A 25,136-nucleotide genomic window follows, 5' to 3' on the forward strand; every position below is an offset into this window, starting at 1 on the left:
ATTCAGCCAAACGGCGAGCCAAGGCTCGCCGTTTCCATATGGAGCTTTTCTGCAGTAATCTAGCTTAGCGTGCCGCCGCGGTCATGCCGGCGGCTTCGGGAACTGGGCTCTTGGTCAGCGTCATCTTGCTGTTGCTGCGATCGCACGACACTGTGACGAAGCCGTCCGACGCGCTGATCCGGACTGTGACCACATCGTTCGTGCTCACGAGCTTGACCGGTTCCTCGTCCACCTCCTGCGCAGCCTCGTTGATGATGGAGAGGCATTCCTCGAATGGCATGGATGCAATGCGCGTGTCAGCGGACTGGGCCAGGACAACCGAGCCGCTCGCAAGGACACCCATGGTGCCGAGCATGATTGCAAGCAAAGAGGAGCGCATTGACCGATTCTCCTAACGCTCGGAGAACACCACTCCCGAGGGTTTTCCGCTGTGTCCTATCGCACACGGGGAAGGAACGTGCCTCACCACAGACCGTTCCTCGCTGTCAATGTCGCAGGGGAGGGCGGGCCGCCGTCATCGACAGACATCGCACGGCCACCGTTAGAAATGTCTGAAGAACCTTAGCCGCTGGATTCTTTCTGATGCCCAGAAAACTGGCGTCCTCGTTGCTCGGCCCTTTCCAAGGCGTCAGCGAGTAGGCGGCGGCTCTGCATCAGGGCATGTTCATCCGCCATCGCCGTTCTCAACGTGGCGAGGATCCTCTCGGCCTCCATCTCGTGGCGTGTTTCAGGCATGACAATCTCCAGCAAGCTATGCCGATGCAACTTCCTGACGTCTTCCCGGTTCCCGCACGCCGGATCGGACCGCGTCAGGACCATATTTTTGGCGTAATAATATCTAGCTTGATCAATATTGCGCGATGGCTTCAGGGACTATGTTCCTGGCCGGCAAAACCGATTAATGTTCAACCTCACACATTGCGCGTTCAGACATGATTCATCCCCGGATTGTCAGGGATGGTCCTATGGCGACAGACGGACCAGACCCGTTGAAGGATGCTCTCGCTCTCCAGGCTCGGGTAAGGGGCTTGCAAGCGCTGCTCGAGTTGCAGCGCTGGCAGATCGAAGTGCTCAACAAGAGGCTCTATTCGCCGGAGCCGGGTGGCGTTGCCGCGCGGCGCCTGCTGGCCCTGAAGCGAAGCGAGAAGGAAGCTGAGTTCAAGGTGCCGAAAGGTGTGAACGATCCCTGACGCAGCGATGATCGCCCAAGACACAAAAAGGCCCGGTGCTGCCACCGGGCCATTGGATTTCGAACGCCTTGCTTGATCAGTTGAACTTGTAGTTCACGCCCGCACGCAGCACGCCGAACTCCGCATCGCGATCCACGTTCACGCGGCCGCCGAGGGTGTAGTTGTCCTTCGTGTCGAGATCGACATAGAGGCCTTCGACCTTGGCGGTGAAGTTGTTGGTGATGGCGTATTCCACGCCGCCGCCGAGGGTCCAACCCCAGTTGATCTCGTCGCCGCTGTGATAGCCGAGCAGCGTGTCGTAGCCCCGGTTGCCGCCGATATCGCCATAGGCGAAGCCGCCGGTGCCATAGACGAGAGCGCGGTCGAAGGCGACGCCGGCGCGGGCGCGGATCGTGCCGAAGAAGCCGTCCGAGTCGCCCGGGTAATAGGTGGTGCCGTAGGAAGCGCCCTTGTTGCCGACGGCGGCATACTGAAGGTCCGTCTCGAGGCCGCCCACGAACATGCCGAACTGATAATTATAGCCGGCTTGGGCACCGCCGACGAAGCCTCCGCTCCGTTTGCCGTTCCTGAATGCCGGATCGTAATAGCGGCTGTCGCCGACGTTCCAGCCGTAGCCGGCATTCAGACCGGCATAGAAGCCGGTCCAGGTGAAGACTGGAAGCGCATTGTAGGCCGGAGCAGGAGAATAGCGGCCCGGCAGATCAGCCGCGTGGGCCGTCGAGGCCGCAATGGCGAGAGCCGCTGTGGCAGCGAGCAGTCCAAGAGCAGAGGTACGCATTACTGTATTCCGTGCTTAACAACAGAGATTAGATAGGCATTTATTACCTGTCACGGATCTAATAAGGGATGACGAGAGATTGTTGCAATATGCTCGCTTGTAACCATTCGAAACATGATTGACGGTTTATGAATGTTTACTGTTCATCAACCATGACATCCGTGCTCGACTTGAGATCACAGGCCGATTGTGCGCAGATCAGAGCGTGAAGTTCGGCCGTGAGGCCTCAAAGTAAGAGACAAAACTTGGCCTCGCCTTTTTCGAGGCGGGGCCTTTTTCGTTATCTTAAGCAATGCTCAGGGATCGCCCAGGTTCGAAGCCACGTGAGCGCGCCGGGCAATCACATCCACATCAACACTCATGGCCAGCGTGTCCGGATCGAGTTCCGCGATCGGAAACCAGCGTGCCTCGAGAGCATCGTCGCCGGCAACGGGCTCGCCTGAAATCCAACGGCATTGAACGGCGATCAGGATGTAGTGCTGACGAACGTTGCCACCGACATCCCGCACCAGAACATCGAGCGTGGTGAGGACGTCCCGGGCTTCCGCATGAACTGCGGTCTCCTCCAGAAGCTCCCGAATTACTGCATCCTTGACCATCTCGCCGAACTCGATCTTTCCGCCCGGAAAGCCCCACAATCCGGCATCGGGCGGATTGGCCCGCCGCACGAGCAGGGTCCAGCCGTTGCGGATGACGACGGCGATGACGGCGGGAATCGGAGATGGGGACATGAAAAAGGCCCGGCCAAGGATGGCCGAGCCTTAACGCATACGATCGCCGCTGGGTAGCTTGATCAGCGACCCGAACGGTGCAGCGCCGATTGCAGGGGCTCGAGGCTCTTGGTGAACCAGAGCGCCGTGGTCTCGGCGATGTCCTTCCACTGGGCGGAAGCCGTCTCGTAGGCCTGGCGTGTCGCCTGGCTCTGCGCCTTGAGGGCCTCGGGTAGAGGAGAGGGGCTGATCGCCGAGCGCCACAGATCGAGGGCAGCAAAGCGCTGCGTGTTCATGGCGTCGATGATCTTGTCGTTCACTTCCAGGGCACCCTTGGCCGAGGCCGACACGGCCTCGCTCATGGCCTGACGGAGGGCGTCACCCTGCTTCTTGGCGGAAGAGAAGATGGCTCCTGCCTCAACAGGTGTCGCGCCGATCGCAGGAAGCGAAGTGGGCTTCGCCTCTGTCACGGCCTCGACAGTCTCGGCTGCCGAGATGGCGGCCATCTCGACAAGATCGGCCTTCGGCGCGCTTTTGACTGTACTCTTGGCTCTGGGCTTCTTCACTTCCGCCATCGTGACGTCCTCGCAAGATTCTAGGGAGAAGGAGTTTACTTCTTGGAGCCCGGCTGCTTCATGGCCGACTGGGCCAGGGAGCCGAATTCCTTCATCTGGGACTGCATCGCCTCGAACTGAGTGCGGACGAACTCGGCTTGGATCTGCATGGCTTCCTGCATGTCCTTGGCGCGCACCATCCTCTGAGCGAGGTCGAAAGCAGCCGAGAGGTTCTGCTCCGTATAGGAGAAGGTCTTGCGGGCGGCATCCTTGGCGCTGGTCTGGACGGTGTTCGCCGAACCTTCGAACGTGTCGGCCGTCTTCTGCGCGGCGCTCATGAAGCCGTCGATGGCCTTGCGGGCCTGCTCGACGCTCTTCTCGGCGAAATCGCGCATCTCCGGGGGAATCTCGTAACCTTGGGGTTGGTTAGTGGCCATGGACTGCTCCTTGTTGCTAAGACATTTGTGCAGTGCAATATCACATTGTGCACCGCAAAATCAACTCCCTCATGCCTTGTCCTATTAAGGTTACCTCAAAGTAAAAGGATTCAAGTGTCCCGCCTTGCATGCTTGGCCGCTGATATTAGTCTAGAAGCTGTTGAAGAGGTGACTCTGAGACCTTTCACAGCAAAGGCCGTTGATGACCGGTGGTGCCAACCCATTCGAAGCGCTGATCGCGCGGCTTGCCGCCGAGCCGGACCTGGGCCTTTTGGCCGGGCCTGGAGCGGGCGTACTCGTCTGGGATCAGGCGGGGGAGACGCTGCTCTGGACATCGCCGGCCGCCGAGGGATTGCGCGGCGCCTTCACGGATGAAGCCGGCCGGGTGATCCCAGGCTTCCGGGCGCACGATCGCATCAAGGCCCTGGCCGGCGGCCGTGCCCCACGGCAGGGCACCCGCCAGGAGCGCCTGCGGCTCGATCCGACCCGCCCCTGGCTGCCGGTTCCCACCATCTGTCGCCTCGCATCCCTGGAGAACGGCGAGACCGTCCTCGTGATTGCATTCACAGGACCCGTGCCCAAGGCATCCTCTTTTCCTGCCACGGCCCGGCGGATCGAGCCTGCTAGTCTTGAGCCGGTGACGCAAGCCGAAGCCGCTCCCCGACCGGAAGGGCATACCGGCCCGATCCGTTTCATCTGGCACACGGATGCGGAAACTCGTTTCACCGATGTGTCACCCGATCTTGCCCAGGCTGTCGGCGCCATGGCCGGCAACATCGTCGGACAGACCTGGGAGGAGGTGGCGCGCTCGGTCGTCGAGGATCCGGGTGGAGCCGTTGCGGCCTTGTTCGCCCGCAACGAAACCTGGAGCGGACGCACGGTCCTTTGGAACATCGACAATTCGCGCCTGCAGGTGCCGGTCGATTGGGCCGGCATGCCGGTTTTCGGTCCAGGCCGGGAACTCATCGGTTTCCGCGGCTTCGGTCTCCTGCGCATGGATGCCATCCAGGAGCGCGAGGCCTCGGACGTCGCCGCCGATCTGATCGCGCAGAGCCTGGTCCATGGCGAGACGCTCCCGTTCCGTCCGCCCGAGGAAATGCCGGCGCAAGAGCCTGCTGCCGAACCCGAGCCGCGCGAGGAGGAAAGCTGGTTTTCGAACCTTCGCGATCAGGTGGCCGAAGCGCTCGGCAGCACTAAGCCGGAGCCCGCCCAGCCGACCCGCCCGGCCGAGAAACCGGCCCAGACATCGGGCCTCTCCAATGCGGAGCGCAGCGCCTTCCGTGAGATCGCCCGCGCTCTCGGAGCGCGCTTAGAGGAAGATACGCCGACTCAGGTTGATAGCCGAGAGGAAGCGGCTGTCTCTGAAACGATTGAGTCTGCAGCCACGTCGGAACCGGCTCCTTCGCTGCCGCCAGCAACTCTTGCCAAAAGCAATCCTGTACTCGACCGGCTGCCGATCGGAATCCTGGTCCACCGCGGCGAGACCATCCTGTTCGCCAACCGCTTTCTTTTGGACCTGACCGGCTATGACGATGTCGAGCAGATCCGATCCGACGGCGATCTCGTACATCTGTTCCGCGGCTCTCCTGCGCTTCGAGGACAGGGCGACGAGGATTCCGCGCTGGCGCTCACCACACGGGGCAGCGAGAACATCGCCGTCACCGTGCGCTCCTCATCCGCCGAATGGGATGGCGAGCCGGCCGATCTTATGGTCATCCGCAAGGCGTCCAGCATGGAGGCTCCACCGCCTCCGCAAGACAGCCGCGTCCATGAACTTGAGGCGATCCTCGATACGGCGACCGACGGCGTCATCGTCCTCAACGAGACCGGACGCATCCTGTCCCTCAACCGCTCGGCCGAAGCGCTGTTCGGATATGACGAGCGGGCGGTTGCGGGCGATGCCATTACCGTGCTTCTGGCGCCCGAGAGCCATATGGTGGCCCTCGATTATCTCGAAAGCCTGCGGTCGCCGGGCGTGCGAAGTCTGCTCAACGACGGGCGCGAGGTTCTCGGCCGGGAGCGTCAAGGCGGGTCGATCCCTCTGTTCATGACCATGGGGCGCCTGGGCGACGGACCCGATCGCCGGTTCTGTGCGGTTCTTCGCGACATCACGGCCTTCAAGAAGGCTGAGGGCGAACTGATCGGCGCCAAGCATGCGGCCGAGGAGGCGAGCGCCCAGAAATCGGATCTTCTGGCCAAGATCAGCCATGAAATCCGGACGCCGCTGAATGCCATTCTCGGCTTTGCCGAGGTCATGCTCGAGGAGCGGTTCGGAGCCATCGGCAATGACCGCTACAAGGAATATCTCAGGGACGTTCACGCCTCCGGCTCGCATGTGATCAGCCTCGTGAACGATCTGCTGGATCTCGCAAAGATCGAGGCCGGCCGTCTGGAGTTGTCCTTCACAAGCGTCAGCCTCAACGAACTGGTCTCGTCCTGCGTAACCCTGCTTCAGCCGCAGGCCGCACGCGACCGCATCGTCATGCGCATGAGCTTCGCGCCCAAGCTGCCGCCTGTGGTGGCCGATGAACGCTCCATGCGCCAGATCGTGCTCAACCTCGTCTCCAATGCCATCAAGTTCACCGATGCGGGCGGGCAGGTCATCGTCTCAACGGCGACGACGGATCGGGGCGAGGTGGCCTTCCGGGTGCGTGATACCGGCATCGGCATGACGCCGGACGAAGTCGAGGCCGCCCTCGAGCCGTTCCGGCAACTCGCCACCTCGCGAAAGCGCGGCGGCACGGGGCTTGGATTGCCACTGACCAAGGCTCTCGTCGAGGCGAACCGGGGCGCTCTGCAGATCGCCAGTCAGCCGAGCGAGGGGACGCTCGTCGAAGTCATCTTCCCGCCGACGCGGGTTCTGGCGGAATAATCGTCATCGACAGCAAAAAGACCGATTCTTGCAGGATTGGCATTAGCCTGTAAGTCATAGGCTCTCCGCCTCCACGAGACGAAGGATTGTCATGTCCACCTATCGCCTCGATAAGCTCTTCAATCCCCGCTCCATCGCGGTGGTCGGCGCGAGCCCACGTCCCGGTTCTCTCGGCCTGACCTTCCTGCGCAATCTCATCGCGAGCGGCTTCGAGGGAGAGCTTTTTCCCGTCAACCCCCATCATGTCGAGGTCGAGGGGAGGCCCTGCTTCGCCTCCCTGTCCGGGCTTCCCGAAGCACCGGACCTCATCGTCGTCGCCGTGCCGCCCGAGCGAGTGCTCGGCGTGATCGAGGAGGCCGGGAGCGTAGGAGTGAGCGCCGCCATCGTGGCCACAGCGGGAATGGGCTACGGACCGAACTCTCTGGGCGATCAGGTCAGGCTTGCGGCACGCGCCCATGGCCTGCGCGTCGTCGGTCCAAACTGCATCGGCGTTCTGGCGCCTCGTGCCAAGATGAATGCCAGCTTCGCTGCTCACAGCGTGAGGCCTGGGGATTTAGCTCTCGTCTCCCAGTCCGGTGCGCTTGCAGCGGGTCTTGTGGAGTGGGCGGCCCAGCGACAGGTCGGCTTTTCGGCCATCGTTTCGCTGGGTGACAAGGTCGACGTGGATTTCAGCGATTGCCTGGATTTCTTCTCCGCCGACAGCGGTACCCGGGCGATCCTGCTCTACATCGAGTCCATCGACAACGCGCAGAAGTTCATGTCGGCCGCCCGTGCCGCCGCGCGCGTGAAGCCGGTGGTGGTCATCAAGGCCGGGCGGCATGCTCAAGGAGCGAGGGCGGCTGCGACCCATACCGGAGCTTTGGCGGGGTCTGATGCGGTCTATGACGCCGCTTTCCGCCGGGCCGGCCTGCTGCGGGTTCTCGATCTCGACCAGCTTTTCGCCGCAGCCGAAACGCTGGGTCGGCAGAAGCCGTTTCCTGGCAGCCGATTGGCAGTTCTTACCAATGGAGGTGGTATCGGGGTTCTCGCCGTCGACCGGCTGGTCGATCTCGGCGGAACACTCGCCACCCTGTCGGAGAAGACCCGGAACTCCCTCGACGCCATTCTGCCGTCGACCTGGTCCCATGCCAATCCCATCGACATCGTCGGGGATGCGGACCCGGCCCGTTATGCGGGGGCTCTGGAGGCGCTGCTCGCCGATCCGGAGAACGATGCCGTTCTCATCCTCAACGTGCCGACGGCAATCGCGGGAGCCTCCGACGTGGCCGCAGCCGTCGCCAATGTCGTCAGGCGCGATCGTTCCAGGGGCTATCGCCAGAAGCCGGTCTTTGCCGCCTGGATCGGCGAGGATCCGGACTCGGCCCGCGTCTTCGAGGAGGCGCGTATTCCCCATTATGCGACTGAGGCCGATGCGGTCCGCGGCTTCATGCAGCTCGTCCGCTACCGGGAGGCGCAGGACGAGCTGATGGAGACGCCCGATAACCTCCCGCACGACTTCGAGCCGGATCCGGAGGCAGCCCGCGCCGTCGTCGACCATGTCCTGGCGCAGAACCGCCGCTGGCTCGATCCGCTCGAGGTCAACGCGCTCCTGCGGGCCTATGACATTCCGACCGCCCCGGTGACCCTTGCGACCACGCCGGCCGAGGCGGCCGAGGCGGCCCGGCCGATCATTGCCGAGGGCGGCACGGTCGCCGTCAAGGTACTCTCGCCCGACATCGTGCACAAATCCGACATCGGCGGCGTGAAGCTCGATCTCACGACCGAGGAGGCGGTGAAAAAGGCGGCTGCCGACATCTTCGAGCGCGCCGCTCGCCTGAAGCCCCAGGCCCACGTGGCCGGCGTGACCGTTCAGCCCATGGTGCGGCGGGCGAAGGCCCGGGAGCTGATCGTCGGCCTGGCGGACGATCCCTCCTTCGGCCCCGTCGTGCTGTTCGGGCGCGGCGGCACGGCCGTCGAGGTCATCAACGACAAGGCGCTGGCGCTGCCGCCGCTCGATCTCAAGCTCGCCAATGATCTGATCGCCCGCACCCGCGTGTCGCGCCGCCTCAAGGCCTATCGGGACGTCCCGGCCGCCGACGAGGGCGCGATCGCCCTCACATTGGTGAAGCTGGCGCAAATGGCGGCCGATCTGCCCGAGATCCGCGAACTCGACATCAATCCGCTGCTGGCCGACCATACCGGCGTGGTCGCGGTCGATGCCCGCGTGGCGGTCGCGCCCGAGACCCGGAAGGGCAGCGGCCATCCGCGCTTCGCCGTCCGGCCCTACCCCAAGGAGTGGGTGCGCCACATCAAGCTCCGCAACGGGCAGAGTGCTTTCGTTCGGCCCGTTCGGCCGGAGGACGAGGAGGAGTTCCGGCGTTTCTTCGAGAAGATCACGCCGGAGGATCTGCGGCTTCGCTTCTTCGCCCCGGTCCGGGATTTCAGCCACACGTTCCTCGCCCGCCTGACGCAGCTCGATTATGCCCGCGCCATCGCGTTCGTCGCCTTCGATGAGGAGACCGGGGAGATGATGGGTGCGGTCCGCCTCCATGCGGATGCCAACCACGAGACCGGCGAATACGGCATTCTTCTTCGCTCCGACCTCAAGGGGCTCGGACTGGGCTGGGAGCTGATGCGGCTGATGATCGAATGGGCGAAGTCCGAGGGATTGCGCGAGATCGACGGGCAGGTCCTGCGCGAGAACTCCACCATGCTCGACATGTGCCGCAGCCTCGGCTTCTCCATCCGCATCGATCCGGACGACCCGGAACTGCGCCTCGTCACCCTGCCGATTGCCTCGATCGAGGAGCCGGAAAAGCTCGCTCAATCGACGTGACAAGAAAAAGCCCGCCGTAAGAGCGGGCCGTTGCAATTTCTTCTAGAACTTCATCCTGAGAGTTTCGCTGATCGTCCTCGACCTCATCCTGAGGAGCCTGCGCGGCAGGCGCCTCGAAGGAGGACCCAGTGTGCGCTGGAAGCGCCCTGATCCTTCGAGACACCGCCTTTGGCGGCCCCTCAGGATGAGGGCTCAGGGGAGAGCCGGCTACTGAGCCGGACTCTCAGGAGCAGAATCTCAGTCGTGGCCTTCGAGCCCGCCGATATGCTTCTGGGCGTAGAGTTCGATGCCGACCTGCTCGACCAAGTTGATCTGGGTCTCGAGGAAGTCGATATGGCCTTCCTCGTCCTTCATCAGCTCTTCGAACAGGTTCTTCGAGACGCGGTCGCCGACGCTCTCGCAATAGGCGGCTGCCTCGCCGTAGAGGTTGCGGGCCTCGTATTCTGCCGCGAGGTCGGCTTCGAGGATTTCCTGGATGTTCTGGCCGATGCGCAGGGGATCGAGCACCTGCAGGTTGGCAAAGCCCTCAAGGAAGATGATGCGCTCGATGAAGCGATCCGCGTGGTGCATCTCCTCGATGGATTCCTTGCGCCAGGTTTTCGCAAGCTCCTTGTATCCCCAATCGTCCAGCAGCCGGTAATGCAGCCAGTACTGGTTGACGGCCGTCAGCTCGCTGCGCAGGCCGCGATTGAGATACTCGATTACCTTGGGATCACCCTTCATCCTACCCTCTCGTCCAATCGGCGCCGGATTCGCCGGACCATTCCTTAGAGGATTTATGAACTAGGGTGAAAGTCCTTTTCTTCAAAGGGTGGGTTCGGCCGCCGCTTTTTCCAATGTCGTCGGGCAGCAGCCGCGGTTGCAGGCAGCGATGGGTTCCACGCCCGCGTCGCTCAGGGCCTGGTCCATGATGGCGCGGATCGTCCGTGCGCAGCGCCCGCAATTGGGACTGCAGCCGAGACAGCGATAGACCTGCGCCGGAGTGCGCGGACATTCCGGTCCCGGTCTAAGGCACGCTTTGACATCACCGTCGGAGAGGATGTTGCAGGAGCAGACGATCATTTGTTGTTCTAGTTTAGAATGACTAAAAACTACATGCGATTTCAAATACTTAGCTGAGAAATGGGCCAAGGGCCAGCACTATTCCCTGTGCCCAGATGTCACGGTTAAGGCGTCACCCTCAAGCGAGGCGCTTGAACAATCGCGGGTAGTCCAGGACGAAACCATCCTCATCCACGGGGAGATCTGCGGTAAACCCACTCTCCAGGCTCTCGAACCGATAGAGGGTGCCTGCATCGAGGGCTGTATAACGCTGGTTGGCGGGTGAGGCGGTCAGATCCGGCATGTCGATGTAGCAGAGGCGGATGTCCATGCTCTCGTCGGTCTCCAGGTCGAGGCGCCGGATGGGTAAGGTGTTGGTGAGCGGTGTCGCCTGGATGTCGACATCGATACAGCCCTGAAGATCCGGCCGGTCCCTGCCGTTCTCCCGCCAATGCCCCCGACCATCGCTCTCCAGATGCAACGCGTGGCCGGACGTGGTTCTCAAGCGAACCTCCTTCGTATGCCACAGGGCATCCAGCTTGACGCGATAGGTTAGGCCGAACTCGGTCTCGCACTCTTGGGCGATCACGACGCCGGAGATGGCAAGCCCGCCATCGGCCGGGCGCACGTCCACATGCTCCAGCCCCGCCTCGCAGCCGTCCCAGGCCGACCAGCGGATGGTGCGGAAGATCAGGGTCGGAATGGACATGCCGTGGCTCCAAGCTTTGCCGCTGCTTTGCCGGACGATTATGGCCCTGCCGAACGGCTTGTCGAATCGGGCGCTCGTCGGAAGCAGTCCGCGATATGCCGCGCGCTTTTCCTCCCCCTTGCGGGAGGGGCGGGGGGAGAGTGAACGGCTGGGTGAAACTTTCCCGTCCTGGCCGTCCCCGGACTTGATCCGGGGATCAGCCCCGGCCGTCTCGCTAAGGTGATGCTCAACATTTCCTGTGATCGGGATCACCGGCACAAGGCCGGTGATGATGTGGAGAGAGCGGCGCCGGATCCATCCGGTCCAGCGCTCTGACTTTTCGACTCATACCCTTTTGAATCAGGTTTTCAGAGGACAAGCCCGACCCGGCTCGTGGACGTCTCCAGCCGAACGCCATCATGCGTGATCGGCGGTGCCGTTTGAGCTTGTCCTCAATCCCTGACGACCACCACATGCAGCCGCCGCGGGCCGTGCGCGCCGAGCAGCAGAGTCTGCTCGATGTCGCCCGAGCGGGAGGGCCCGGTGATCCAGTTCACCGTACGCGGCATGGTGCTCTTGCCGTAGGCGAAGCGCACCCGGTTCCAGACGGATTCGTAGTCGCTGGCGATGTCCTTGGCCGAGACCACGATGATGTGGTTGTCGGGCAGGAAGTTGAGGGTAGACGGATTGTCCGCGCTCGACACCATCGCGAGCGTGCCGGATTCGGCGATGCCCCCGAAGGCATGGCTCACCGCGTTGAGATCGCTGCCCTGGCTCGGTCCATGGGCGATCTCGAGCGTCGTGTCGGACCACGGCATCGCCTTGAGGCGCGGATCGTCGCCCATGCGCAGGGTCGCCGGCAGGTTGTGGTTGCGCAGGAAGAGCGCGATCGACTGCGGCACCTCCGCCGGGGAGGCGACTTCCGTCACCGTGGCGAGAGCGGTCTCGACCATGGTCTTGAAGAGAGCGATCCGCTCGTCGCCGGAAACCTGTCCGCGCTTGGGAATCACGCCCTTGGGCGCGCGCTCCAGGCGGTCCGCCACGATCTGCTGTCGGATGGTCTCGCTGCCCTTGACGCCGAGCGACCGGCGGATATTGGCGAAGATGTCGTCGCGGGCGCTCATGCGGAGGCTCCCCGGCGCTCGCGCTTCCAGCGCTGCTGGAACGTCTCGCCCTGCGGGGCCGGAAAATCACGATACTTCGTCCAGCCCTTCGACATGGGCAGCCATGTGAAGCGTCCACGCCGGCGGCCCGCCAGGGCGAGTGCGCCCATCGCGACGCGGGTCGCCAGCCGGTAGAGGGCAGGGCGCTTGGCGAAGAAGCCCCAGAACTTGAGGCCGGAGCGGACGGTGGCGGGAGTCAGGTGCCGCTCGAATTCCCGCTCGCGCCAGTGGCGCATGAGCTTGGGGAGAGGAATGCGCACCGGACACACGCTCTCGCAGCGTCCGCAGAAGGTGGAGGCGTTGGGCAGATGCCCGGCCTGGTCAACGCCGATGAGGGAGGGCGTGAGCACCGCGCCCATGGGACCGGGATAGACCCAGCCATAGGCGTGTCCGCCGACCGCGTGATAAACCGGGCAATGGTTCATGCAGGCGCCGCAGCGGATGCAGCGCAGCATCTCCTCGAAGCTCGTGCCGAGCATGGAGGAGCGGCCGTTATCGATGAGAACCACGTGGTAGTTCTCCGGCCCGTCCGCGTCGGCGCTGCGGCGGGGACCCGTGGAGAAGGTGGTGTAGACCGAGAGCTCCTGGCCGGTCGCCGAGCGGGCGAGCACGCGCAGCAATTGGCTCACATCCTCCAATGTCGGAACGAGCTTCTCGAGGGAGGCCAGCACGATATGCGTTTTCGGCAGGATCTGGGTGAGATCGCCATTGCCCTCGTTGGTGACAATGACCGACGTGCCGGTCTCGGCGACGAGGAAGTTGGCGCCCGTGATGCCCACATCGGCCGCGAGGAACCGCTCGCGCAGAACGGCGCGGGCTTCGGTGAGAAGCTGCACGGGCTCGGAGAGATCGCGCTTGGCGTCGAGATGGGTGTGAACGCGCCGGAAATCCTCCTCTACCTGCGTGGCGTTGAGGTGGACGGCGGGTGCGATGATGTGACTGGGCAGCTCGTTGCGGAGCTGGATGATGTATTCGCCGAGATCCGTCTCGATGGGCCTGATGCCGTTCGCTTCCAGGTGATGGTTGATCCCGATCTCCTCCGAGATCATGGACTTGCCCTTCGTGACCGTCCTGGCACCGGCCTCGCGGCAGATGGTGAGAATGATGTCGCGAGCCTCATCGGCATTGCGGGCGAAATGCACATGCCCGCCGGAGGCCTTCACCTTCTCCTCATAGGCCTCGAGGTAGAGGTCGAGGTGCTCCAGGGTGTGGTTCTTGATGTCCCGTGCCGCATCCCGCAGCGCCTCGAATTCCGGCAGCTTGTCGGCGGCCATCCGGCGCTTGTCGATGAAGCCCTGCTTCACGTTGCCCAGCGCCTTCTGCAGCTGAACGTCGTTCAGCGCCCGCGCGGCATTCTGCTTGAACTGGGGAGAAGTGGAATGAACGGTCATGATTGACTTCTACTTGATCGCGTCAGCTTTTGCAGCACCGATCGGCGGTTCGTCCGTCATGCCGGCCAGAACCTCCGCCACGTGCCGCACTTGAATCGGCTTGCCGTCGCGGCTGAGCTTGCCGGCCATGTTCATGAGGCAGCCGAGATCGCCCGCGAGCAGGGTGGGCGCATGGGTCGCCTCGATGTTCTTGGCCTTGGCATCGACGATGGCACCGGAGATGTCGCTGTATTTGACCGCGAAGGTGCCGCCGAAGCCGCAGCAGACATCGCTGTCCATCATCTCGACGAGGGTCAGGCCTTCCACGCTGGCGAGAAGTCTGCGTGGCTGGGTATTCACGCCGAGTTCCCGCAAGCCGGAGCAGGAATCGTGATAGGTCACGGCGCCGTCGAAGGAGGCATCGACCTTCGTGACACCGAGCACGTCGACCAGGAAGCTCGTCAGTTCATAGGTCTTGGCGGCAAGCGCATCGGCCTTGGCGCGCCAGTTCGGATCTTCCTCGAAGAGCTCCGGGTAATGGGCCTTGATCGTGCCGGCGCAGGATCCGGAGGGGGCGACCACGTAATCGTAGCCGTGGAAGGTCTCGATCACCTGCATCGCGAGATCGCGTGTCGTGCCGCGGTCGCCCGAATTGTAGGCCGGCTGGCCGCAGCAGGTCTGGATGGGCGCATCGACGATGCAGCCGGCATCCTCCAGGAGCTTGACGGCGGCAAAGCCCACGGAGGGGCGCATCAGGTCGACGAGGCAGGTGACGAAAAGGCCGACGCGGGTTTTCTTCGGGCGGCCTTGCGACATCAAAACGCTCATTGGGCGGCCTTCTTGCCCGACGCATCGAACTGCTTGAGATAGGCGACGAGATCGTTCACCCTCTGCTCGTCCTTGACGCCGGCGTAGATCATCTTGGTACCCGGAATCTTGGCCCGCGGATCCTTGATGTACTCCCGGAACGTGGCCTCGTCCCAGGTGATGCCGGAATTCTTGTTGGCCGGGGAGTAGTTGTAGCCTTCGACCGATCCCGAGTGGCGACCGAAGAGGCCGTTCAGCACCGGACCCACGGCATTCTTCGCGCTTTCGCCGATTTGGTGACACGCCCGGCATTGCGTGAACACCTTCTCGCCGGCGGCGGCGTCCTGAGCCTGGGCGGAACCGAGCCCGGCCAGAAGCAGGGCGGCGGAAAGAACGAAGGAACGCATCAAAAACTCCTTTGCTGGACCCCTGTCCCATCTTAGAGACATTCTACATTATTGGAAAACGCCTCCAGGGAAAGCCGCCTTATTGTTAAGGTAGCCATACCTTGAGCGCAGTGATGATTCCCCAGGGAGGGTGCCATGACCATTGCATTTCCGAAACCGGACGAAGCGGTTCTGGCGCGCCGGAAGGAGATCGTCGAGGGTTTGGGACGCCTTGTCGCGTCTGAGGCGTTGATCGTCTCCGAGGACGAGCGCCGGGCCTTCGAGACCGACGGCCTGACCTCCTATCGCCAGATTCCCCTCGCGGTGGTGCTGCCGTCCACGACGGAAGAGGTCTCTGCCATCATGCGCTTCTGCAATGAGCATGGAGTGAAGGTGGTCCCGCGCGGGGCCGGGACTTCGCTCTGCGGCGGCGCGATCCCGCAGGCAGACGCCATCGTGCTCGGCGTCGCCAAGATGAACCGGGTGCTGGACGTCAATTTCGAGGGTCGCACGGCTCGCGTTCAATCGGGCATCACCAATCTCGGCATCAGCCAGGCGGTGGCCCATGAGGGCTTCTTCTACGCTCCCGATCCTTCGAGCCAGCTCGCCTGCACCATCGCGGGCAACATCGCCATGAATTCCGGCGGGGCGCATTGCCTGAAATACGGCGTGACCACCAACAACCTGCTCGGGGTCACCATGGTGCTCCTCGACGGAACGGTGGTGGAGATCGGCGGCGAGCATCTGGATGCTGCGGGCTACGATCTCCTCGGCCTCGTCTGCGGCTCGGAAGGCCAGCTCGGCGTGGTCACGGAGGCGGTGGTGCGGATCCTGCGCGCCGCAGAGGGCGCGCGGCCGGCGCTCTTCGGCTTCGGGTCGGTGGAGGCTGCCGGCGCCTGCGTGGCGGCGATCATCGGGGCGGGCATCATCCCGGTGGCGCTCGAATACATGGACAAGCCCGCGATCCAGATCTGCGAGGCCTTCGCCCATGCGGGCTATCCGCTCGACGTGGAGGCCATGCTGATCGTGGAGGTCGAGGGCTCCGATGCGGAGATCGACGACATGCTTCGCCGCATCGTCACGATTGCCGAGCCGTTCAAGCCGAAGACCATGAAGGTCTCGCAATCCGAGGCCGAGAGCGCGGCGATCTGGAAGGGGCGCAAATCGGCCTTCGGCGCCACGGGCCGCGTGGCCGATTACATCTGCATGGACGGCACGATCCCGACGGGGCAGCTGCCTTACGTGCTCAACCGCATCGACGAGATCGTGAAATCCTACGGGCTCGGCGTCGCCAACGTGTTCCATGCGGGCGACGGCAACCTGCATCCGCTCGTCATGTTCAACACCAACGTGCCGGGCGAGATGGAAAAGGCCGAGAAGGCGGGCGAGGACATCCTCAAGCTCTGCGTCGAGGTCGGCGGCTGCCTCACCGGCGAGCACGGCGTCGGCATCGAGAAACGCGATCTGATGACCTGCCAGTTCAACGCCACCGATCTGGAGCAGCAGATGCGCGTGCGCGGCGTGTTCGATCCGCGCTGGCTGCTCAATCCCGCAAAGGTCTTCCCGCTCGAAGGAAGGTTCGCCGCGTGACAACCCATACCCCTCGCGACGAGCAGGACGCATCGATCATCATCCGCGAAGCCGCCGGCACAGGCACGCTTCTGAACGTTTCCGGCAATGGCACGAAGGCGCCGATGGGCCGCCCGAACCAGACCGACGCCTCGATCTCGTCGTCCGCCATGGCCGGGATCACGCTCTACGAGCCGGCGGAACTGGTGATCTCCGCCCGCAGCGGCACGCCGGTGCTGGAGGTCATGCGGGTGCTGGCCGCGAAGGGGCAGGAGCTGCCGTTCGAGCCGATGGATTACCGTTCGCTCCTCGGCACCAGGGGCGATCCGACCATCGGCGCCATCGCGGCCATGAACATCTCCGGCCCGCGCCGGATCATGGCCGGTGCCGCCCGCGACAGCCTGATCGGCGTGCGCTTCGTCAACGGGCGGGGCGAAGTGGTGAAATCCGGCGGCCGCGTGATGAAGAACGTCACCGGCCTCGATCTGGTGAAGCTCATGGCCGGCTCCTGGGGTACCCTGGGCTTTCTCACCGAGGTCACGTTCAAGGTTCTGCCCAAGCAGGAGCGCATGGCGACCCTCGTCATCCGTGGCCTCGACGACAGGCAGGGCATCGAGGCCCTGTCGATGGCCCTCGGATCGCCCTTCGACGTGACAGGCGCCGCCCATGTCCCGGATCGCGACCGGCGCGGCGGCAGCACGCTGATCCGGCTCGAGGGATTCAGGGTCTCCGTTGATTACCGCATGAACGAGCTCAAGCGCCTGCTGAAGCGCTTTCGGTTCATGGATCTGCTCGAAGGCGTCGGGGCCGAGGCGCTCTGGCAATCGGTGCGCGATGCGACGCTTCTGACCGATCGGGGCGAGCGGGCGATCTGGCGCGTGTCCACCGCGCCGACGAAGGGGCCGGATCTCGTAGCCCAGGTTGCGCGATCTCTCGATGCGCAATGGTTCTACGATTGGGGCGGCGGACTTCTCTGGATCTCGACGCCCATTGACGACGATGCGGGCGCCTCCGTCATGCGCGAGGCGACCAGAGCCTTCGGCGGCCATGCCACCCTCGTGCGCGCGCCGGCCGAGATCCGCTCCACCCTCGACGTGTTCGAGCCGCAGTCCGACGCCTTGATGACGCTTACCCGCGGCATCAAGGCTTCCTTGATCCCGCCGGAATTCTCAATCCGGGCCGGATGTATGCGGGGATCTGAGATGGTGGGCACGGCTTCTCTCGCGTCGGAGGCGAGGACGTTGAGCGGCTCGCGGACGGTCCTCATCGTCGGCCTTGCCCTCGGGCTCATCGCGCTCACCGCCGCCATCCTTCTCATGATGGGCCGCACGCCGATCTGCACATGCGGCACCGTCGAGCTGTGGCACGGAACCGTGAAGGATTCCGGCAATTCGCAGCACCTGACCGACTGGTACACGCCCTCCCACGTCATCCATGGCTTCCTGTTCTATCTGGGGGCTTGGAGCATCGGCGTCCTGCGCGGAAAGGCGCTTCCCCTCGGTGTCGCGCTTCTGCTCGCCATCGGGCTGGAGGCAACGTGGGAGATCGCCGAGAATACCGACTCCGTCATCGATCGTTATCGTGCAACGACCATCGCGCTCGATTATTATGGCGACAGCGTCGTCAATTCGGTCTCGGACATATTCGCCATGATCGCCGGGTTCGTGTTGGCCCGCCTATGGCCGGTCTGGCTGACGGTTCTGCTGGCGGCGATCATGGAAGCGTTCGTCGGGTTCTGGATCCGCGACAACCTGATCCTGAACATCATCATGCTGATCCATCCCATTGACGCCATCAATCGATGGCAAGGGGCGATGTGAGATAAAACGATGCAAACCAATTTCACGCCCGATCAGCTCAGAGATCCCGCCATGGCCAGTTCGGAGAAGATCCTCCGGACCTGCGTCCATTGCGGCTTCTGCACCGCCACCTGCCCGACCTATCTGCTGCTCGGCGACGAGCTCGATTCCCCGCGCGGGCGCATCTACCTGATGAAGGACATGCTGGAGAGCGGGAAGCCCGCCTCTCCGGAGGTGGTGAAGCACATCGACCGCTGCCTCTCGTGCCTGTCCTGCATGACCACCTGTCCGTCCGGCGTGCATTACATGCATCTGGTCGATCACGCCCGCGCGTATATCGAGGCCACCTATACGCGGCCCTGGCATGATCGGCTCCTGCGCTGGGTTCTTGCCAGCGTGCTGCCATATCCGAACCGCTTCCGCGTTGCTCTGGGCGCGGCGATGCTGGCCAAGCCCCTCAAGGGCGTGATCGGCGCGTTGCCGCTCGTCGGCAACCGCCTGCAGGCGATGATCGAGCTGGCGCCGGTGAAGGCTCCCGCGCGCTCGCCCTTCGATCAGCCCGGCACCTTCAAGGCGCATGGGGAGCGCCGGGGCCGGGTCGCCATCCTGTCCGGCTGCGCCCAGCCGGTGCTCAAGCCTGGCTTCAACGAGGCGGCCATCCGCCTCCTCAACCGTCACGGCGTCGATGTGGTCCAGCCCAAGGGGAGGGGTGCTGCGGCGCGCTCGTTCACCACATGGGCCGCGACGAGGAGGCCCACGGCTTCGCCAAGCGCAATATCGACGCCTGGATCGCCGAGATGGACGGGGCGGGGCTGGACGCCATCATCATCACGGCGTCGGGCTGCGGCACGACGATCAAGGATTACGGCTTCATGTTCCGGGAGGACCCGGACTATGCCGAGAAGGCGGCCCGCGTCTCCGCCATCGCCAAGGACATCACCGAATACGTCATGTCCCTGAAGCTCATGGAGCCGGTGCGTGAGACGGACCTGGTGGTGGCCTACCATTCCGCCTGCTCCATGCAGCATGGGCAGGCGATCCGCACCGAGCCGAAGACTCTGCTGAAGCAGGCGGGCTTTGCCGTGAAGGACGTGCCGGAAGGGCATATCTGCTGCGGCTCGGCCGGCACCTACAACCTGCTCCAGCCGGAGATCGCCGCCCAGCTCCGGGCCCGGAAGGTCGCCAATATCGAGCGCACCAAGCCCGACCTCATCGCCACCGGTAATATCGGCTGCATGACCCAGATCGGGAAAGGCACCGAGATCCCCATCGTCCATACGGTTGAGCTTCTCGATTGGGCGACTGGCGGACCCATGCCGGAAACGCTGGAGGCGGCGGGTTTTCAGAAGCGCGTGTCTCGGCCGTTAACCGTCGCGGCAGAGTGAGCCTGCTACATTCTTACGCAACGAAATTTCATTTCCAAACTGCTCCCATCTGAGCTAAAAGTTAGGAAAGTGTAAATTTCAGGGGCGTAAGGGCCGGCACATGTCTTCGGGATGGACGTCTTTCAGGAACCGTTTTGGCAAGAGGCAGGATGATGCTGAGGTCAGCTCTCTGCACGAGAGGGGCAGGAGCGCCGAGGCCGTTGCCGCGACTGCCGTTGCTTCTCCGGAAAAAGGCGAGACGATTGTGGTTCGCCCCAACGCAGCGCTCGATTCTGTCGGCCAGAAGAACGAACTGATCCGCGTCCGCTTCGCCAACATGATCGACCGGCTGGAGGAGATCCGCAGCCTCAAGGAGGATTTCGCCCTCCTCAACGAGCCGGTGATCGAGCTCATCCGCAGCTATCCGCAGCTTCAGTCGCGCCTTCTCGAAACCGAGGCGGTGCTCAAGCAGGAAACCGAGACGACCCTGGCGCTGCGCCGGGAGCTCGGCGATCTCAACAGCCTTCATGCCCGGACGGTGGACGATCTGAATTCTGCGGTTTCGCAGCTGCGCAAGGCGGAGACCAGGGTCCGCGAGCAGGATTCCTTTGTCGAGGACCTGCGCCTCAATGTGAAGGACAAGGAGGCGATCGTCACCGATCTGGAGAATCAGCTCTCCATCGAGACCGAGCGAGCCCGCAACATCACCGAAGAGAACCAGGCCCTGCGCCTTGAAACCCAGGAGGCCGACCAGACGGTGGCCCGCGCCGAGCGCGAGCTCATCGAAACCCGCGAGCGCAATGGCCTGCTCGATCACGAGGTCAAGCGTCTGCAGAAGGTGGCGGAGGAGCAGAATTATCGCCTCTCCAGCCTGACCAATCGGTACGGCGAACTGGAGACCCAGCTCGAGGCCACACGCCAGCGCGCCTCCGAGCTCGAGACCAAGCTCATGGCCGAGCAGGTGCTGCGCCAGCGCCTGGAGACCCAAATCGATTCCGAGCGCTCGGCCCACCAGACCGACCTTTCGTCCCTCGACATGAAAATCGAGGGCCTCAATTCACGCCTGTCCGCCACGGACAAGATTCTGGCCCATACCCGCGATCAGCTGCGGGACAAGAACGAGGCTCTGCGCGGCGTCGAGCGTTCCTTGAAAGAGACCACCATCGAGAAGAACACCCTCGACCGGCGCCTGGAGGCGACCCAGCAGGAGGTCGAGCGTCAGGTGGCCATGGTCAACGAGCTTCAGCGCTCGCGCATCGAGCTGCAGGAGCGCGTGGAGATGCTCAACAAGGCCATCGCGGCCAAGGACTTCCAGATCGAAAGCTCCGACAACAAGCTGGCGAGCCTTTCCGAGCGCATCGACCAGGTCACCAAGCGCTTCGAGCAGGAGCGCAACACCCTGGAGGCTGCCAACCGCCGCCTCACGGAAGAGCTGCAGAACGAGAAGGCCGAGCGCTCCCTCATGCAGGGCGCCCTCGAGATCGCCCGCGAAAGCCGCATCAAGATCCAGAAAAAGTATATCTCGCTGCGCAAGAAGACGCGCCTCGACGCGCAGGAGGACGATCCGACCCTCTTCGACGAAGATGAAATCGAGACGAATGTCCGGCCTCTGAAATCGTCCGACGCGGAGTAGACCCTTTACCTCAAGAGCCCCGCAGAGACGCGGGGCTTTTTCTTTGGAATTGGAACTCCTCTCCACCACGTCATCACCGGCCTTGTGTCGGTGATCTCGATTGGAAAAGCGCTGCACCACACCGTATCGGGATGGCCGGCACAAGGCCGGCCATGACGGGGAGGGTGTCATCTCCGACGGCTGGAAGGCCAAACACGAAGAACGATGTGTCGGACGCATATTGCCGATCCTTTCACGGCCCTTGGCGAACGATCCGCTGCGCGCCACTTTGGGCTCATAGTCGAATCGCACACGTCTCCAGAACAACAACGAAGGATCCAAGCGATGGCCCAGCATCCAGCAATCGCCCCCGAGCGCGTCGCCGTCATCACAGGAGCCGCAAGCGGCATTGGGCTTGCGGCCGCCAAGCGGTTCGCGGAACTCGGGATGAAGGTCTGCTTGGCGGATCTCGAGGGCGAAACGCTCCAGCGCAGCGCCGTGGACGTGGCACGCGTTGCCGGCAAGCCGGAAAACGTCCTTGCGGTGGCGACCGACGTCAGCCGGCTGGAGGCCGTCGAGAGCCTCAAGGAGAAGGTCTATGCCGCTTTCGGCGAGGTGGCTCTGCTGATGAACAATGCCGGGACCGAGGGCGGCGGGCAGATGTTCGGCGATCCGCAGCGCTGGCACTCCATTATCGAGACGAATCTCTGGGGCGTCATCAATGGTGTTCATGTCTTCGCACCGGCCATGATGGACCAGAAAAGCCCGTGCGCGATCATCAATACGGGATCGAAACAGGGGATCACCACGCCGCCCGGCAACACCGCCTACAATATCTCCAAGGCCGGCGTGAAGGTTTTCACCGAAGCCCTGGCCCACGACTTGCGCAACAGGCCCGATTGCCAGGTCAGCGCGCATCTCCTCATCCCGGGCTTCGTCTATACGGGCTTCACCAAGGCGAGAGGCATCACGGAGAGGCCGGCCGGCGCCTGGGAGCCCGAGCAGGTCGTCGACTTTCTGCTGCCGGCCCTGGAGCGAAACGATTTTTACGTGCTCTGCCCCGATAACGAGACGACGCGGGAGATGGACGAGAAGCGCGTCCGCTGGGCCGCCGAGGACCTCATCGAGAACCGCCCGCCGCTGTCGCGCTGGCATCCCGATTACAAGGAGGCGTTCGCCAAGGTGATGGAAGGCTAGAGCATCGTGCGGAACCGAAGGTCCGCGTCAGCGAAAAGCGGATTCATTCGATGCTCCAGGAGAGTTCGTCCGTGAGTTTCGATCCGGCAGCCTTCCGGAATCATGTCGGAACGATCCTCGACGATCACGCCGGGGCCTTCGGTGTGCCCGATGACAGACACGCCATCCTCCGTCGCCAGATCGAAAGCGGGGATGACATTCATTCCCGCCGCACCTTTCCCGGGCATGTCACGACCTCGGCGTTCATCCTCGATCGGACGGGACAGCGGGTTCTCCTGATCCACCACCGTTCCCTCGGGCGTTGGCTGCAGCCGGGCGGCCATTACGAGCCGCCGGACGATCTGGCGGAGTCCGCTCTCCGGGAGGCTATGGAGGAAACTGGCCTGAACCGTCTCTTCATCGACCCGTGGCATGAAACATCCGGCATGCCCATCGACATCGACAGCCACCGCATACCGTCCCGGCCCGAGCGGGGTGAGCCCGAGCATTGGCATCATGATATCCGCTATGTCGTGAGGGCAGAGGAGGGTGATGCCATTCGTGCCGATCTGCGGGAGGTGCATGGTGCCGAATGGCGCGACCTTCGGGATCTGGAAAGCATCGCTGCGCAGGGCTTACGGAATATGCGCAAGCTCGGCCTTGTCCGCCCCTAACAAAAGCAAGGGCCATACTTACATCCTTCTCCAACGATCGATTGAAGGAGGCATGCCATGAACGATCAGGAACGCCAGGTCATCAGCGATATCTTCCGACGCCTGGAGCAGGTGGCGAACCAGCCGCGGGATCCGGAGGCCGAGCGCTTCATCGCCGAGAAGCTGCGCCAGCAGCCCTATGCGCCCTACGCCCTGGCGCAGGCGGTCTTCGTTCAGGAGCAGGCCTTGGCCAATCTCCAGGCTGAGAATGAGCAGTTGCGGGCCGAGGTCGATCACGCCAACCGCCAGCCCCAGCAGGGCGGTTTCCTGTCCAGCATCTTCGGCGGCGGCGCATCGCGCCCACCGGGACCAGCCTACAACACACCGCCGGTCCGCCAGGCGTCGCCGTGGGGTCAGCCCCATCCGCCCCAGCAGCATTACGGCGCTCCCCAGGGTGGCATGATGGGCGGCGCGCCCGGTCCCTGGGGCGGCGGCATGATGCAGCGCGGTGGCGGGGGCGGGTTCCTCGGGACCGCTCTCACGACGGCGGCGGGTGTCGCGGGCGGCATGATGATCGCCAATGCCCTGACCCATGCCTTCAGCGGTGAGAACAACCCCTTGGGCGATGTGGCGTCTGCGGCCGGTCTCGGAGGGGCAGATAAAGCGGCCGATGCGGGTGCGGCCGATGCGGGCAATGCCGGCATCACGGACTCGCTCTACCAGGACGCGAGCCAGCAGGAAGACCAGGGCGACTTCTCCGACTTCGGCGGCGATGGTGGAGACGAGGGCGATTGGACCTGAGGACCGGTCATCGGTTTCGGAAGCGCCCGCCGGATGGCGGGCGTTTTTGCTTCAGTGACCAGCGGTCTTCGAAAACACATTGATGATCAGCACGCCCGCCAGAATGAGCGCCATGCCGATGAGCGCAGGTGCGTCCAGCGATTGGCGGTAGAACAGCAGGCCCACGAGAGCGATCAGCACGATGCCGACGCCGGACCAGATCGCGTAGGCGACGCTGATAGGGATCGTGCGCATCGTCAGGGACAGGCAATAGAAGGCAAGCCCATAGCCGACGATCACGATGACCGACGGCCAGAAGCGCGAGAAGCCCTCTGCCGCCTTCAGGGCCGAGGTCGCGATGACTTCGCTGACGATGGCGGCGAAGAGATAGACGTAGTTCATGACGTCCCTCGTGCGGCAGGCGATGTCGCCTTCAGCAAGACTTCCCGCGATTCTCAAAAGCGAATGGCCGGGGCGAGCCCGGCCATCACGAACGACGATGAATGTCGATCTAGGGCGCGATCAGATCACGATCACGGCCGTTCCGACCTTCACGCGGTTGTAGAGATCGACCACGTCGTCGTTGAGCATGCGGATGCAGCCGGAGGAGACGGCCTGGCCGATGGTGTGCGGCTCGTTGGTGCCGTGGATGCGATAGAGCGACGAGCCGAGATAGAGCGCGCGGGCGCCGAGCGGGTTATCCGGACCGCCTTCCATGAAGCGGGGAAGGTCGGGACGACGGCGCAGCATGTCGGCCGGCGGACGCCAGGACGGCCATTCGCGCTTCATGGAAACGGTCTGGCGTCCGCTCCACTCGAAGCCTTCGCGGCCGACGCCGATGCCGTAGCGGATGGCGCGACCGCCATCCTGAACGAGATAGAGGAACTTGTTGTTGGTATCGACGATGATCGTGCCGGGACGCTCGGCGCCGCGATAGGACACGAGCTGGCGCTGGAACTCCGGCGCGATCGCATAATCGATGCTGTTGTCGTAGCCCGTGCCGTTCCCGTAATCCTGCGGCAGGGAGGCAACCGTGCTGCCGGTGGACGTCACGTCGTAGGGATAGCCGGCCTGATTGGCGCGGGCGCGGGAGGACGGACGCGTCACGAGAGGATAGCTCTCGGTATAACCGTCCTCGGCCCGCGCATAGGGGTAATCGTAGCCCGGAGCGACGTAGGTATTGCCGTAGAAATTGCCGCTCCTGGGGACGGGCTGAGCCGAGGCGGCCGTCGGAAGGAGGGCGGCCAAAAGCATTGCAGAGCAAGGGATCCAAGCACGCATTGAAATATCCTGTTTTCCGTGTTTTGCAGAATAAACGGCAAGCGCGGCTTTTGTTTCCGCCAAGCTCCATGAATTTAAGCGGAAGCCCGAG

The 25,136-nt window shown here is 63.5% G+C and carries 23 protein-coding genes and 3 pseudogenes; 11 read left to right on the plus strand and 15 right to left on the minus strand.

Annotated elements, in window-relative coordinates; genetic code table 11:
• Positions 1 to 64: 64 nt before the first annotated feature.
• Together ACD578_RS00740 and ACD578_RS00745 are read right to left on the minus strand one after the other, a co-directional pair.
• Positions 65 to 379: a hypothetical protein gene (locus ACD578_RS00740; protein ID WP_404289995.1), complete on the minus strand. Its 315-nt coding sequence runs from the start codon at positions 377 to 379 to the stop codon at positions 65 to 67.
• A 182-nt stretch (positions 380 to 561) separates the two neighbouring features.
• On the minus strand, positions 562 to 735 hold the full coding sequence (locus tag ACD578_RS00745; RefSeq protein WP_404289997.1) for a hypothetical protein: 174 nt from the start codon (positions 733 to 735) through the stop codon (positions 562 to 564).
• 230 nt (positions 736 to 965) lie between these two features.
• Between ACD578_RS00745 and ACD578_RS00750 the strand changes: the two genes are divergently transcribed.
• Positions 966 to 1,190 carry a hypothetical protein gene (locus ACD578_RS00750; RefSeq protein WP_404289999.1) on the plus strand — a complete coding sequence of 75 codons (225 nt, stop codon included), beginning with the start codon at positions 966 to 968 and terminating at the stop codon, positions 1,188 to 1,190.
• A gap of 76 nt (positions 1,191 to 1,266) precedes the next feature.
• Here ACD578_RS00750 and ACD578_RS00755 read toward each other — a convergent pair whose 3' ends face one another.
• The 4 genes from ACD578_RS00755 to ACD578_RS00770 all read right to left on the minus strand — a co-directional run bounded on the left by ACD578_RS00755 (position 1,267) and on the right by ACD578_RS00770 (position 3,669).
• Complete coding sequence (locus tag ACD578_RS00755; protein WP_404290001.1) at positions 1,267 to 1,968, minus strand: outer membrane protein; 702 nt, start codon at positions 1,966 to 1,968, stop codon at positions 1,267 to 1,269.
• Positions 1,969 to 2,264: 296 nt separating this feature from the next.
• Positions 2,265 to 2,699: an NUDIX hydrolase gene (locus tag ACD578_RS00760; protein ID WP_404290003.1), complete on the minus strand. Its 435-nt coding sequence runs from the start codon at positions 2,697 to 2,699 to the stop codon at positions 2,265 to 2,267.
• A gap of 62 nt (positions 2,700 to 2,761) precedes the next feature.
• Positions 2,762 to 3,253, minus strand: coding sequence for a phasin family protein (locus ACD578_RS00765; protein WP_404290005.1), 492 nt, complete (start codon positions 3,251 to 3,253; stop codon positions 2,762 to 2,764).
• 35 nt (positions 3,254 to 3,288) lie between these two features.
• Complete coding sequence (locus ACD578_RS00770; protein WP_152711510.1) at positions 3,289 to 3,669, minus strand: phasin; 381 nt, start codon at positions 3,667 to 3,669, stop codon at positions 3,289 to 3,291.
• A gap of 202 nt (positions 3,670 to 3,871) precedes the next feature.
• On the opposite strand from ACD578_RS00770, the gene ACD578_RS00775 reads away from it, so the two are divergent.
• A complete protein-coding gene (locus ACD578_RS00775; RefSeq protein ID WP_404290007.1) occupies positions 3,872 to 6,541 on the plus strand; it encodes an ATP-binding protein in 2,670 nt (889 codons plus the stop codon).
• 91 nt (positions 6,542 to 6,632) lie between these two features.
• The gene (locus tag ACD578_RS00780; RefSeq protein ID WP_404290009.1) at positions 6,633 to 9,356 is read left to right on the plus strand and encodes a bifunctional acetate--CoA ligase family protein/GNAT family N-acetyltransferase; all 2,724 of its coding nucleotides are present in this window, start codon (positions 6,633 to 6,635) and stop codon (positions 9,354 to 9,356) included.
• 237 nt (positions 9,357 to 9,593) lie between these two features.
• Here the strand turns inward: ACD578_RS00780 and bfr are convergent, their stop codons facing one another.
• From bfr to ACD578_RS00815, 7 genes are all read right to left on the minus strand, one after another.
• Positions 9,594 to 10,079 (minus strand): bacterioferritin, encoded by a 486-nt coding sequence (gene bfr, locus ACD578_RS00785; protein ID WP_404290011.1) that lies wholly within the window; start codon positions 10,077 to 10,079, stop codon positions 9,594 to 9,596.
• Positions 10,080 to 10,160: 81 nt separating this feature from the next.
• Complete coding sequence (locus ACD578_RS00790) at positions 10,161 to 10,418, minus strand: bacterioferritin-associated ferredoxin (RefSeq protein WP_152711507.1); 258 nt, start codon at positions 10,416 to 10,418, stop codon at positions 10,161 to 10,163.
• A 118-nt stretch (positions 10,419 to 10,536) separates the two neighbouring features.
• Positions 10,537 to 11,106, minus strand: a complete 570-nt coding sequence (locus tag ACD578_RS00795; RefSeq protein WP_404290013.1) for a putative glycolipid-binding domain-containing protein — start codon at positions 11,104 to 11,106, stop codon at positions 10,537 to 10,539.
• Between the two features lie 431 nt (positions 11,107 to 11,537).
• Entirely contained in the window at positions 11,538 to 12,209 is a 672-nt protein-coding gene (locus ACD578_RS00800; protein WP_404290015.1) for a lactate utilization protein C, read from the minus strand.
• The gene (locus ACD578_RS00805; protein ID WP_404290017.1) at positions 12,206 to 13,639 is read right to left on the minus strand and encodes a LutB/LldF family L-lactate oxidation iron-sulfur protein; all 1,434 of its coding nucleotides are present in this window, start codon (positions 13,637 to 13,639) and stop codon (positions 12,206 to 12,208) included. The genes ACD578_RS00800 and ACD578_RS00805 overlap by 4 nt, the downstream gene beginning before the upstream one ends.
• Positions 13,640 to 13,648: 9 nt before the next feature.
• Complete coding sequence (locus tag ACD578_RS00810; RefSeq protein ID WP_404290019.1) at positions 13,649 to 14,434, minus strand: (Fe-S)-binding protein; 786 nt, start codon at positions 14,432 to 14,434, stop codon at positions 13,649 to 13,651.
• 8 nt (positions 14,435 to 14,442) lie between these two features.
• A complete protein-coding gene (locus tag ACD578_RS00815) occupies positions 14,443 to 14,832 on the minus strand; it encodes a c-type cytochrome (RefSeq protein ID WP_404290021.1) in 390 nt (129 codons plus the stop codon).
• A gap of 135 nt (positions 14,833 to 14,967) precedes the next feature.
• Between ACD578_RS00815 and ACD578_RS00820 the strand changes: the two genes are divergently transcribed.
• The 8 genes and pseudogenes from ACD578_RS00820 to ACD578_RS00855 all read left to right on the plus strand — a co-directional run bounded on the left by ACD578_RS00820 (position 14,968) and on the right by ACD578_RS00855 (position 23,785).
• Positions 14,968 to 16,401, plus strand: a complete 1,434-nt coding sequence (locus ACD578_RS00820; protein WP_404290023.1) for an FAD-linked oxidase C-terminal domain-containing protein — start codon at positions 14,968 to 14,970, stop codon at positions 16,399 to 16,401.
• A pseudogene (locus tag ACD578_RS00825) lies at positions 16,398 to 17,581 on the plus strand (FAD-binding protein). Before ACD578_RS00820 ends, ACD578_RS00825 begins: the two are co-directional and overlap by 4 nt.
• 67 nt (positions 17,582 to 17,648) lie before the next feature.
• Positions 17,649 to 18,200, plus strand: a pseudogene (locus ACD578_RS00830) (DUF2585 family protein); the annotation flags it as partial.
• 9 nt (positions 18,201 to 18,209) lie between these two features.
• Positions 18,210 to 19,564: pseudogene (glcF, locus tag ACD578_RS00835) on the plus strand (glycolate oxidase subunit GlcF).
• Positions 19,565 to 19,808: 244 nt separating this feature from the next.
• A complete protein-coding gene (locus ACD578_RS00840; protein ID WP_404290024.1) occupies positions 19,809 to 21,176 on the plus strand; it encodes a chromosome partitioning protein ParA in 1,368 nt (455 codons plus the stop codon).
• A 324-nt stretch (positions 21,177 to 21,500) separates the two neighbouring features.
• Complete coding sequence (locus ACD578_RS00845; protein ID WP_404290026.1) at positions 21,501 to 22,352, plus strand: SDR family NAD(P)-dependent oxidoreductase; 852 nt, start codon at positions 21,501 to 21,503, stop codon at positions 22,350 to 22,352.
• 71 nt (positions 22,353 to 22,423) lie between these two features.
• The gene (locus tag ACD578_RS00850) at positions 22,424 to 23,005 is read left to right on the plus strand and encodes an NUDIX hydrolase (protein ID WP_404290028.1); all 582 of its coding nucleotides are present in this window, start codon (positions 22,424 to 22,426) and stop codon (positions 23,003 to 23,005) included.
• 57 nt (positions 23,006 to 23,062) lie between these two features.
• On the plus strand, positions 23,063 to 23,785 hold the full coding sequence (locus ACD578_RS00855; protein WP_404290030.1) for a DUF2076 domain-containing protein: 723 nt from the start codon (positions 23,063 to 23,065) through the stop codon (positions 23,783 to 23,785).
• A 51-nt stretch (positions 23,786 to 23,836) separates the two neighbouring features.
• On the opposite strand, the gene ACD578_RS00860 is transcribed toward ACD578_RS00855, so the two are convergent.
• Both ACD578_RS00860 and ACD578_RS00865 read right to left on the minus strand, forming a co-directional pair.
• Positions 23,837 to 24,166: a DMT family transporter gene (locus ACD578_RS00860; RefSeq protein ID WP_404290032.1), complete on the minus strand. Its 330-nt coding sequence runs from the start codon at positions 24,164 to 24,166 to the stop codon at positions 23,837 to 23,839.
• A 120-nt stretch (positions 24,167 to 24,286) separates the two neighbouring features.
• Positions 24,287 to 25,045, minus strand: coding sequence for a L,D-transpeptidase (locus tag ACD578_RS00865; RefSeq protein ID WP_404290034.1), 759 nt, complete (start codon positions 25,043 to 25,045; stop codon positions 24,287 to 24,289).
• Positions 25,046 to 25,136: the final 91 nt, after the last annotated feature.

The organism is Microvirga sp. RSM25 (assembly GCF_044784385.1).
GTDB lineage: Bacteria > Pseudomonadota > Alphaproteobacteria > Rhizobiales > Beijerinckiaceae > Microvirga > Microvirga tunisiensis.